Raw genomic sequence first — 11,927 nt, forward strand, 5'->3', positions numbered from 1 at the left:
GCCAACACTTGAAAAATGCGTTGCAGGCCTTGTGGGGCAAGGCGTCCGGTTTTTTTACAGGGCCATCTTCGAGGTTTTGGCAGTGGGTCCGGTTGCCCCAAGGTTGGGGATTGGGGGCAGGGGGGCCGGGCCCATCACCGGGAGATCTGTGGGTCAGGCCCTGATACAGTCTGCGCTTCCATCCCCGACCCGAGCCCAGCAATGCAACCCCTCGACCCCCTGTCCCTGAACCTGTTCATCATCGTCTGCGAGGCGGGCACCATCGCCCGCGCCGGCGAGCGTGCGTTCATGGCGCCGTCTGCGGTCAGCAAACGCATCTCGGACATCGAGGCGCGCTTCGGCACCGCCTTGCTCACTCGCAGCAAGCGCGGTGTCGAGCCGACCCCGGCAGGCCTGGCCCTGTTGCGCCATGCGCGGGAAATGACCCGCGCCATGGAACGCCTGGACAGCGAGCTGAGCGAATACGCCGAAGGTGCGCGTGGTCATGTGCGGGTGCTGGCCAATGTGTCGTCGATCATGGAGTTCCTGCCCGAGGAACTGTCGGCGTTCATGCTGGAAAACCCGCTGATCCAGGCCGACATCGAAGAACGTTTCAGCCCCGACGTGGTACGAGGCGTGGCCGAAGGCAACGCAGACCTGGGCATATGTCGCAAATCCATGGCAACCGGCGACCTGGAGTTCGTGCCCTACCGGCAAGATCACCTGGCCGTGGTGGTCGGTGCGGACCACCCCTTGGCTACTCGCCAGCAGCTTGCCTTCGAAGAAACACTGGCGTACGAGCACTTGGGCCTGTCGACCTTGGCCCCCCTGAACACCTTCATGCGCAAAAGGGCCGAACAGGCCGGTGGGGAGCTGCGTTTCCGCTCCTACGTATCGTCGTTCGACGCGGCATACCGCCTGGTGCAATTCGGCCTGGGCCTGGCCGTATTCCCGCAAGAGGCTGTGGGCCGGTATGCGACGTTGTTCGACCTGAAGGTGATTCCGCTGACCGACGACTGGGCGCTGGGCGAGTTCGTCATCTGCATGCGCGACCGGCACGCATTGTCCCTGTCGGCGCGGCGCCTGCTTGACCACTTGCTGCTGCGCGCACCGGCCTGGCAGGCGCCTGGCTGATCCATCGTGGCTGGCGATGGATCAGCCCGTGAAACACGTCTTTTCTGCTTGGCACCCAGCTTTTAGTCTGGCGCAACGCTTCAGACAGAGAGACCGTGATGACAACAATAACAATCAACGAAGTCGGCCTGCGTGATGGCTTGCAGAGCTTGCAAACGATTATGCCGACCGCTGCCAAACGCCGCTGGATCGACGCCGCCTACGTTGCCGGCGTGCGCCATATGGAAGTCGCCTCGTTCGTGCCTGCACGCCTGCTGCCGCAAATGGCCGACGCGCGCGAAGTGGTGGCCCACGCCCTCACATACCCCGACCTGCAAGTCACTGTGCTGGCGCCGAACCTGCGTGGCGCCAGGGACGCATTGGAATCGGGTGCGCAGCGCATCGTTGCCCCGGTGTCGGTGAGCATGGCCCACAGCCTGGCCAATGTGCGCCGCACACCCATGGAAATGGTCGAAGAACTGGGCCGCATGTGCCAACTGCGTTCCGAAATGGGCCTGCACGATGTGCAGCTAGTGGCTGGCATGTCGGTAGCCTTTGGTTGCACCCGCCAGGGTGAAGTGCCCTTGGCCGACCTCTGCGCGCTGACCCGCCAGGTCATCGAGGCGGGTTGTGACCTGGTCTCCCTGGGCGACACCACCGGCTACGCCAACCCCGGCCAGGTGGCAACCGTACTGCAGGCGGTGCGGGCAATTGCCGGCGAGCGGCTGAAGGCGGCGCACTTCCACGATACCCGCGGCCTGGCCCTCGCCAACAGCCTGGTGGCGGTGCAGCAGGGTATCGGCGAGCTGGATGCCTCGCTGGCCGGGCTGGGTGGCTGCCCGTTCGCCCCGGGCGCGTCCGGCAACACCGTTACCGAGGACCTGGTGTTCATGCTGCAAAGCATGGGCTACGACACTGGCATCGACCTGCCTGCGCTGATCGCTTCGCGCCAGGTACTGACTGAAGCGCTGCCGGGCGAGCCTCTCTACGGGTGTATTGCCCGCGCCGGTTTGCCGCTTGGCTTTGCCCACCCTTCGCCGCACACCGAACAGCACGCCTGACCTGCCTGAACGAGGAGCACCACGATGTCCAGACTTCCCTTGGACGGCATCCGTGTCGTCGAAATTTCACACATGGTCATGGGCCCGACCTGCGGCATGATTCTCGGTGACCTGGGTGCCGAAGTGATCAAGATCGAACCGGTGCGCGGTGACGGCACGCGCCGCTTGCTGGGTGCGGGGGCGGGTTTTTTTCGTACCTTCAACCGCAACAAGCAGTGCATCGCCGTCGATGTCGAAACCCCTGAGGGCCGCGAGGCGGTCCTGCAGCTGATCGACACCGCCGACGTGTTCATCGAAAACTTCAAGCCCGGCCGGATGCACAAGCTGGGGTTCGGCTACCCCGCGCTGCGTCAGCGCAACCCCCGGCTGATCTATGCATCGCACAAGGGCTTCCTCAGCGGGCCCTACGACAACCGCCTGGCGCTGGACGAGGTGGTGCAGATGATGGCGGGCCTGGCTTACATGACCGGGCCAGTGGGCCGCCCGTTGCGTGCGGGCAGCTCGGTCAACGACATCATGGGCGGCATGTTCGGGGCCATTGGCGTGCTGGCGGCGCTCAATGAGCGCCACACCACCGGCAGTGGCCGCGAAGTGCAAAGCGCCCTGTACGAGAACTGCGTACTGCTGGCAGCCCAGCACATGCAGCAGTACGTGGTCACCGGCGAGGCGGCAGCGCCGATGCCCAACCGCAACAGTGCCTGGGCCATCTATGACGTGTTCACCTTCGCCGGCGGCGAGCAGATGTTCGTGGCGGCTACCGGTGAAGGGCAGTGGCGGGCGTTGTGCCAGGTACTGGGGCAGGCAGCTTTGCTCGATGACCCGACGCTGGCCAGCAACAACGACCGCGTGTTGCAGCGGCCACGTCTGCTGGCGCACCTGGCCGAAGTGTTCACGCTACTCGACGCAGGGCAACTGGCGCTGCAACTGGAAGCCAACGGCATTCCCTTCGCGCCGATTCGCCGGCCTGAAGAACTGTTCGATGACCCGCACCTGCAGCAGAGTGGCGGCATGGCCGAGCTTCAGCTCGAAGACGGCAGCCACACACCGATGCCGTTGCTGCCACTGTCGCTGGACGGCCAGCGCCTGCAGCCACGCCGGGCGATTGCACGGATTGGCGAGCATACACGCAAGGTGATGCGTGAGCTGGGCTACAGCGATGCGCACATTGCCGAGCTTTGCGCGGCGGGCGTACTGAAAACCGACGACGCAGCCTGAGGACGAGTTGAAATGGCGATCTATCAATACGACACCCGCACGCCCAACCTTCACCCGGAAACCTTCGTTGCCGAAGATGCCACGGTGATCGGCGACGTTACGCTCGAACAAGGCGTCAGTGTATGGCCGCAGGCCGTGCTGCGCGGGGACAATGAACCCATCCATATCGGCCAGCACAGCAACGTACAGGAAGGTGCGGTGCTGCATGCCGACCCTGGCTTTGCGCTCACCGTCGGGCGCGGCGTGACTATCGGGCACCAGGCCATGCTGCATGGCTGCACTATCGGTGACGGCGCGCTGATCGGCATTCAGGCGGTGGTGCTCAATGGCGCGGTCATCGGTAACAACTGCCTGGTCGGTGCCGGCGCTATCGTCACCGAGGGCAAGGTGTTCCCTGACAATTCACTGATCCTCGGGGCGCCGGCCAAAGTGGTGCGCGAGCTGACGGCAGAAGCCATCGCCAGCATGCAGCGCAATGCCGCCGAGTATGTCGGCAAAGGCCAGGCGTTCAAGGAGAAGCTGGTCCGAATCCGCTGAAAACCCTGCAGGCGGCGCCCCCGGAGGTGCTGCTGCTCTCCAATAATTACAACAATGGAGATCCACCATGGTTGCCATGACCGGCGAACTCGCGCGTGAGCGCAACGACAGCCACATCGACGAATTGCTGCTGTACCGCCGCGTGGCCTGGCGCATCATGCCGCTGGCCATCATCTGCTTCCTGTTCTCGTACTTCGACCGCATCAACATCAGTTTCGCCAAGGCTCAGATGCAGCAGGAACTGGGCTTGAGCGATGCCGCCTACGGCCTGGCCGCGAGCATGTTCTTCGTCGGCTACGTGCTGTTCGAAGTGCCCAGCAGCTTTGGCCTGAAGCGCTACGGAGCACCGGCGTGGATCTGCCGGATCATGGTGTCGTGGGGCCTGGCCACGGCTGCGCTGGTGTTCGCCTATACCCAGCACACGCTGTACTTCCTGCGGTTTCTGATCGGCGTGATGGAGGCCGGATTAGGCCCGGCGATCCTGTTCTACCTGGCGTGCTGGTTTCCCCGCAAACACCTGGCAAAAATGAATGGCCTGTGGTTCCTGGCGGTGCCGTTGGCCGGGGCTGTCGGTGGGCCTGCAGCGGGCTTCCTGCTGGGCACCATGGACGGCGTGCTGGGCCTGGCCGGCTGGCACTGGTTGTTCCTGATGTCCGGCCTGCCGTGCGTGGTGCTGGGCGTACTGGTGCTGTGGAAGCTGGACCGTGATATCGAATCGGCGAAGTGGCTGAGCCGCGAAGAAAAGGACCTGCTGGTACAGAATCTGGCCGAGGACAAACGCACTGCAAAGCCGATTCTCGGCTCGCTGTGGCGGGTGTTGCTGACCCGTGAAGTGGCGATCATGGCGTTCATCTACTACGTGGTCAAAACCGCCTCCTATGGGCTGAATTTCTGGATGCCGCACCTGATCAAGTCTTCGGGTGTGCAGGACATGCTCTGGGTTGGCGTGCTGTCGGCACTGCCCTACGCAGTAGCCTGCGTCGGCATGGTGCTGCTCACCCGCCGCTCCGACCGCACCGGCGAGCGCAAGCGCTACCTGGTGTACTGCCTGCTGGCAGCGGCAGCGGGTTATCTGCTGGCATGCCTGTTTTCCGGTTCGTCCGTGGCGATGATGGCCGCACTGGTGCTGGCTACTGCTGGCACGTTCATCGCCATCCCGATCTTCTGGACCATTCCGCAATCGACCTTCTCGGGGCTGGCGATTGCCACCGGCACTGCGGCAATCAACTCGGTCGGGCAACTGAGCGGCATTGTCGCGCCGGTGATGGTGGGCAAGATCAATGACCTTACCGGCAGCACCTACATGGGCATGCTGTCGATCGCGCCGCTGATCCTGATCGCCTGCCTGGTGGTGATGCGCTACGTGCGCAACCCCAGAAGCTGAGTGGCGCTGAGTCTTCGAACAACAACAAGAAAAAGGCACATCCCATGATCGTTATTTCCCGGCGGGCATCGCTGATGCTCGCGGCGCTTTGCTGCACCTGCCAAACCGTCCACGCCGCGTTCATGGGGGACGGTAGCGGCAGCCTGGAACTGCGCAACTTCTATTTCGACCGCGACTTTCACGGCGACAGAGCCGCGCAATCCCGGCGTGGTGAATGGGCCCAGGGCTTGATGCTGCGCTTGCAGTCGGGTTACACCGAAGGCGTGGTCGGCTTCGGCCTGGATGCAGCGGGCATGCTCGGGGTAAAGCTGGATTCGTCGCCCGACCGTAGCGGCACCGGATTGCTGCCCAGGGGCAGTGACAGGCGCGCTGCAGACGAATACGCCAAAGCCGTCGCCACTTTCAAAGCCCGGTTGGCGCATACAGAGCTGAAGGTCGGCGGCCTGAGCCCGCAGTTGCCGTTACTGGCGTCCAATAACAGCCGATTGTTTCCCCAGTGGTTCAACGGTGCGCAACTGGTGAGCAAGGACCTGGACCGGTTCACATTCACCTTTCTGCAGGTGGATGGCACCAAGCTTCGCGACTCCACTGACTATGAGGACCTGACTGCAATGGCACAGCAGGGCGCCTATTCGGCAACCGTTACCAGTGATCGGCTGTACTACGCCGGGGTCGATTATCAACCCCTGGCGAATCTGACCCTGAGCGTGCATACCAGTGAACTTGAAGATCTGTTCCACCGTGATTTCGCCGGATTGCGGTTCAAGACCGGCCTGGGGCCTGGCGAGGTTTTCACCGAATGGCGATGGTTCGATGCGCGCGATCAGGGCCGGGCGCTGCTGGGTGAGGTCGACAACCAGACCCTCAGCACCAACTTCGGCTACAGCGTCCGCGGGCACACGTTGAGTGGGGGGTATCAGAAAGGCCGTGGCGATACGGCGTATGCCTACGTCGGGGGGACCGATACCTACCTGTTCAGCGAGCAGCAGGTCAGCACGTTCGCGCTGGCCAACGAGCGGGCGTGGATGGTGCGTTACGACTACAACTTCGCGGCGCTAGGCATCCCGGGGCTCACTTTCAACGTGCGCTATGTGACGGGTGACCAGGTCGACCCACAGCGTATTGCCAGCGCCAAGGGCAGGGCGCTGGCGGCCCGCGGTGGCGAAGGCCGGGAGTGGGAGCGGACCACGGATATCACCTATGTGGTGCAGTCAGGTCTGCTCAGGAATGTATCGCTGCGCTGGCGCAACGCGAGCATGCGCTCGAACTTTGCCGATGCGGCGGACGAGAACCGGGTGATTGTGGGGTATACGTTAGGGTTCTGAGACAGGTGCAGTCCGGTGGCAGCCTGCGCAAGCCGTGAAACGGTGGAATTGCCGAGAACGCCATGCTGCATGTTGCCACTCCATTCTGCTCGCTTGATACGAGAGCGGGGGCACTGTAGTCAGCGGGATGTTGATACACAGTGAGCTGCATGTGAAAAAACCTTGGCCCGACAGCTTCCCTGAACGTTCATTTGTCAAGATGTCAAGCATGAAACCGGTTTCAAAACATTTCTGAACGCGTTAGATTATTCGGCTGTCTTCTTGATGGCCTATCAAGATCAACACCCACATTGAAAAACAGATGGCGCCTGTCAAGGCCGCCACAGCCGATGAGGATTCCAATGCCTGAGCATGCCCCGGACAACCCGCGCAGGGATTTCCTGCGCAAGACCCTGACCCTGATCCCGGTCGTTACCGTGGCCAGTACCGGGCTAGGGGCGGGTGCCAGCCAACTGCTTGCCGCCCCGCAGCCCGAGCCCAAAGTGCCTGCCGCTCCACCGGCGGGCCATTACCAGCCGACCTTCTTCAGCGCTGAAGAATGGGCCTTTGTGCAGGCCGCGGTGTCGCGCATCATCCCGGCGGACGAACTGGGCCCCGGCGCGCTCGAAGCCGGCGCCGCCGAATTCATCGACCGGCAGATGAACACCCCCTATGCGACGGGCGCGCAGTGGTACATGCACGGCCCGTTCAACGCCGATGCTGCCCCCGAGATGGGCTACCAGTTGCAACTCAGCCCCCAGCAGATCTACCGCCTGGGCATCGCCGCCGTGGATGGCTGGTGCAAGGCCAATGGCGGTCAGGTTTTTGCTGCGCAAGATAGCGCTACCCGCGACCGTATTCTCAGCAAAGTCGAGGCTGGAGAGCTGCTTTTCGACACCGTCCCGGCCAAGGTGTTTTTCAGCTTGCTGGTGCAGAACACCCGTGAAGGGTTCTTCTGCGACCCGATCCACGGTGGCAACAAGGGCATGGTCGGCTGGACCCAGATCGGCTTCCCGGGTGCCCGCGCCGATTTCATGGACTGGGTCGAGCGCAATGAACCGTACCCGTTCCCGGCTGTTTCGATTCGCGGTGAGAGGGCCTGAGGCATGGCGACTGTGTTGAAAAAAGTGGATGCGGTGATCGTTGGTTTCGGCTGGGCCGGCGCCATCATGGCCAAGGAACTCACCGAAGCTGGCCTGCACGTGGTGGCCCTGGAACGCGGGCCGATGCAGGACACGTACCCGCAAGGCAGCTACCCGCAGGTGATCGACGAGCTGACCTACAGCGTGCGCAAGAAGCTGTTTGTCGATGTGTCGAAAGAAACCGTCACCATCCGCCACGGCGCGCATGACGTGGCGCTGCCCAATCGCCAGCTCGGCGCCTTCCTGCCAGGTAAAGGCGTAGGCGGCGCGGGCCTGCACTGGTCGGGTGTGCACTTTCGGGTCGACCCGGTCGAGCTGCGCATGCGCAGCCACTACGAAGAGCGCTACGGCCGCAAGTTCATCCCCGAAGACATGACTATCCAGGACTTTGGCGTCAGCTATGAAGAGCTGGAGCCGTATTTCGACTTTGCCGAAAAGGTCTTCGGCACCTCCGGCCAGGCCTGGACGGTCAAGGGCCAGGTGGTCGGTGAAGGGAAGGGCGGCAACCCTTATGCGCCGGACCGTTCCAGCGCGTTCCCGCTGCCTGCACAGAAGAACGTAGTGTCGGCCAGGCTGTTCGAAAAGGCCGCCAGCAGCCTGGGCTACAAGCCCTACAACCTGCCGTCGGCCAACACCTCAGGCCCGTATACCAACCCCTACGGGGCGCAGATGGGCCCCTGCAACTTCTGTGGCTTCTGCAGCGGTTACGTGTGCTACATGTACTCCAAGGCCTCGCCCAACGTGAACATTCTGCCCGCGTTGCGCCAGGTGCCCAACTTCGAGCTGCGGCCTGACGCCCACGTGCTGCGGGTAAACCTGGACGACAGCAAGCGCAAGGCTACCGGCGTGACCTACATCGATGCCCAGGGGCGCGAAGTGGAACAGCCGGCAGAGCTGGTGATCCTGGCCGCGTTCCAGTTCAACAACGTGCGCCTGATGTTGCTGTCCGGCATTGGCAAGCCTTATGACCCGGTGCAGAACGAAGGCGTGGTCGGCCGTAACTTCGCCTACCAGAACATGGGTACGGTCAAGGCGTTCTTTGACAAGGACACCTACACCAACAACTTCATCGGCGCCGGTGGCAACGGCATCGCCATCGATGACTTCAACGCCGACAACTTCGACCACGGCCCCCACGGCTTCGTCGGTGGCTCGCCGATGTGGGTGAACCAGGCCGGCAGCCGGCCGATTGCCGGCACCGCCAACCCGCCCGGTACACCAGCCTGGGGCAGCGCCTGGAAAAAGGCCACGGCCGATTACTACACCCACCAGGTCTCGATGGACGCCCACGGCGCTCACCAGTCGTACCGTGGCAATTACCTGGACCTCGACCCGACCTACCGCGACGCCTACGGCCAGCCACTGCTGCGCATGACCTTCGACTGGCAGGAAAACGACATCAGGATGAACCAGTTCATGGTCGACAAGCTGAGCAAGATCGCCCAGGCAATGAACCCCAAAGCCATTGCCGTGCTGGGCAAGCAGGTCAAGGACCACTTCAACACCGCCAGCTACCAGACCACCCACCTCAACGGCGGGGCGATCATGGGCACCGATCCGAAGACCAGCGCGCTGAACCGTTACCTGCAAAGCTGGGATGTGCATAACGTTTTCGTGCCAGGGGCATCGGCGTTTCCGCAGGGCCTGGGCTACAACCCGACCGGGCTGGTGGCCGCGCTGACCTACTGGTCAGCCCGCGCCATTCGTGAGCAGTACCTGAAAAACCCCGGCCCGCTGGTCCAGGCTTGAGGAGCGATGAACATGAAGACACTGTTGATCGCAACCCTGCTGCTGGGCGCCAGTGCAACGGCACAGGCCACCGCCAATGAAGACGCCCAGGTGCGTCAGGGCGAGTACCTGGCGCGTGCCGGCGACTGTGTGGCCTGCCATACCGCCAAGGGCGGCAAGCCGTTCGCCGGCGGGCTGCCGATGGAAACTCCCATCGGTACGGTGTACTCGACCAACATCACCCCGTCGGCCAGCGGCATTGGCCAGTACAGCTTCGAAGACTTCGACCAGGCCGTGCGCAGGGGCATCGGCAAGGACGGCAGCACGCTGTATCCGGCAATGCCATACCCCTCTTACGCGCGGGTCGGCGAGCAGGATATGCAGGCGCTGTACGCCTATTTCATGAGGGGCGTGGAGCCGGTCGAACAGGCGAACAAGGCCACGGATATCCCGTGGCCGTTGAGCATGCGCTGGCCGCTGGCGATCTGGCGCGGGATGTTTGCACCAGAGGCCAGGCCGTGGCAGGCATCGGCGGCAGCCGACCCGGTGGTGAACCGGGGTGCGTACCTGGTCGAAGGCCTGGGGCACTGTGGCGCCTGCCATACGCCGCGCGCGCTGACCATGCAGGAGAAAGCACTCAGTGCAGAGGATGGCGCGCAGTTCCTGGCTGGCAGCGCGCCGCTGGAGGGCTGGATTGCGAAGAACCTGCGTGGTGACCACAAGGACGGTTTGGGCAGCTGGAGCGAAGCGCAGCTGGTGCAGTTTCTGAAGACCGGGCGCAGCGACCGCAGCGCGGTGTTTGGCGGCATGAGCGACGTGGTCGAGCACAGCATGCAGCACATGACGGATGCCGACCTGACAGCCATCGCCCGTTACCTGAAGACATTGCCGCCGAGCAACCCTGACGACAAGCCGCATGTGTATGACAAGCAGGTGGCGCAGGCGCTATGGCAAGGGGACGACAGCAAGCCGGGCGCGGCGGTGTATATCGACAACTGCGCGGCTTGCCACCGCACTGATGGCCAGGGCTATACCCGGGTGTTCCCGGCCCTGGCTGGCAACCCGGTGGTGCAGACGGCGGATGCCACGTCGCTGATTCATGTGGTGCTGGCAGGCGGCACGATACCGGCGACGCACACCGCGCCGTCGAACGTCACCATGCCGGCGTTTGGATGGCGGCTGAGTGACCAGGAGGTTGCTGAAGTGGTGAATTTCATTCGGAGTAGCTGGGGGAACCAAGGGGATGCTGTCAGTGCAGGTGATGTGAAAGCGCTTCGCTAAGGTTGCATCAGGGCTGACAGTAGCCTGCCGCGCCATGTGCAGCGCCTGTGAGATCGAGCGCCGCCCGCGCGGCGCTTCGCGGGTGAACCCGCTCCCACATTTGTTGCAACGTACCAAACCTGTCAGGCCATGGTTGCCAGCCTTGTCGGGCCGACGCGATTTCATGGCTGGCGCATCTGCCGCCACGCTCGCCTTGAGTCATGCACCAAGGCGGGAAACGCCGCTTTTACAGGCATGGCCACGTTGCAACAAATGTGGGAGCGGGTTTACCCGCGAAGCGCCGCGCGGGCGGCGCTCGATCTCATAGGCGCTGCATCTCTTGTGGCAAACACCTGCCAGGCCTGATGCATTCCCTATGAAAACCGCCATGCCGCTCCCAAAATTAAACGCCCCAGCCCAACTAAATGTTGACGAACACGCATACTTTTGCTGTATTGAAACCGGTTTCATCGCTACCACAACAATCATAAGGACTGCCCATGACCGACGCGCCTGCCCATCACCGCGAACGGGTCACCATCAGCGAAGTTGCGCGTGTCGCTGGCGTCTCCAAGGCCACCGTTTCGCGCTACATCGGTGGCGACCGCCAGTTGCTGGCCGAAGCCACCGCCAAGCGCCTGGCCGAGGTCATCGAGCGCCTCGGCTACCGTCCCAACCAGATGGCCCGTGGGCTGAAGCGCGGCCAGACGCGCCTGATCGGCATGCTGGTGGCCGATATCCTCAACCCTTATTCAGTGGCGGTGATGCATGGTGTGGAAACCGCCTGCCGTCAGCACGGCTACAGCCTGGTGGTATGCAACACCAACCGCGACGACGAGCAGGAGCGCCATCACCTGGTAGCCCTGCAGAGCTACAACGTCGAAGGGCTGATCGTGAACACTCTCGGCCATCACCCCGGCGAACTGCTCAATTTGCAACGCGAAATCCCCATGGTACTGATCGACCGCCAGTTGCCCGAGCTGGAGGTCGACCTGGTCGGCCTGGATAACTTCGATGCGGTCGAGCAAGCGCTCGACCACCTCCAGGCACAAGGTTACCGGGATATCCTGGCCGTCACCGAGCCGCTCGATGGCACCAGCTCGCGGCAGGAGCGGGTGCAAGCGTTCGGCCAGTCGATCAGCCGTCGCCCCGGCATGCGCCAGCAGGTGCTGGAAACCAGCGCCGGGCTGGGCGCCCAGCTGGC

Annotated in this window: 10 protein-coding genes; all 10 read left to right on the forward strand. The window is 63.2% G+C overall.

All coding sequences use genetic code 11. The annotated features are described in order from the left end of the window. Positions 1-201: 201 nt before the first annotated feature. Positions 202-1,113, forward strand: coding sequence for a LysR family transcriptional regulator (locus HP546_RS17565; protein ID WP_172227816.1), 912 nt, complete (start codon positions 202-204; stop codon positions 1,111-1,113). A 98-nt stretch (positions 1,114-1,211) separates the two neighbouring features. Then, a complete protein-coding gene (locus HP546_RS17570; RefSeq protein ID WP_172227818.1) occupies positions 1,212-2,153 on the forward strand; it encodes a hydroxymethylglutaryl-CoA lyase in 942 nt (313 codons plus the stop codon). Positions 2,154-2,177: 24 nt separating this feature from the next. After that, positions 2,178-3,368: a CaiB/BaiF CoA-transferase family protein gene (locus tag HP546_RS17575; RefSeq protein ID WP_172227820.1), complete on the forward strand. Its 1,191-nt coding sequence runs from the start codon at positions 2,178-2,180 to the stop codon at positions 3,366-3,368. Between the two features lie 12 nt (positions 3,369-3,380). Further along, positions 3,381-3,905, forward strand: coding sequence for a gamma carbonic anhydrase family protein (locus tag HP546_RS17580; protein ID WP_172227822.1), 525 nt, complete (start codon positions 3,381-3,383; stop codon positions 3,903-3,905). Between the two features lie 67 nt (positions 3,906-3,972). Next, positions 3,973-5,289 carry an MFS transporter gene (locus HP546_RS17585; RefSeq protein WP_172227824.1) on the forward strand — a complete coding sequence of 439 codons (1,317 nt, stop codon included), beginning with the start codon at positions 3,973-3,975 and terminating at the stop codon, positions 5,287-5,289. Positions 5,290-5,333: 44 nt separating this feature from the next. After that, complete coding sequence (locus HP546_RS17590) at positions 5,334-6,614, forward strand: OprD family porin (RefSeq protein WP_172227826.1); 1,281 nt, start codon at positions 5,334-5,336, stop codon at positions 6,612-6,614. A gap of 341 nt (positions 6,615-6,955) precedes the next feature. Beyond that, the gene (locus tag HP546_RS17595; RefSeq protein ID WP_172227828.1) at positions 6,956-7,696 is read left to right on the forward strand and encodes a gluconate 2-dehydrogenase subunit 3 family protein; all 741 of its coding nucleotides are present in this window, start codon (positions 6,956-6,958) and stop codon (positions 7,694-7,696) included. 3 nt (positions 7,697-7,699) lie between these two features. Then, positions 7,700-9,484, forward strand: a complete 1,785-nt coding sequence (locus tag HP546_RS17600) for a GMC family oxidoreductase (RefSeq protein WP_172227830.1) — start codon at positions 7,700-7,702, stop codon at positions 9,482-9,484. 12 nt (positions 9,485-9,496) lie between these two features. After that, positions 9,497-10,744: a cytochrome c gene (locus HP546_RS17605; protein ID WP_172227832.1), complete on the forward strand. Its 1,248-nt coding sequence runs from the start codon at positions 9,497-9,499 to the stop codon at positions 10,742-10,744. Between the two features lie 479 nt (positions 10,745-11,223). Continuing rightward, on the forward strand, positions 11,224-11,927 hold a 704-nt coding region (locus tag HP546_RS17610), incomplete at its 3' end, for a LacI family DNA-binding transcriptional regulator (RefSeq protein ID WP_172227834.1).

This window comes from Pseudomonas sp. CM25 (assembly GCF_013179705.1).
Taxonomy (GTDB): Bacteria; Pseudomonadota; Gammaproteobacteria; order Pseudomonadales; family Pseudomonadaceae; genus Aquipseudomonas.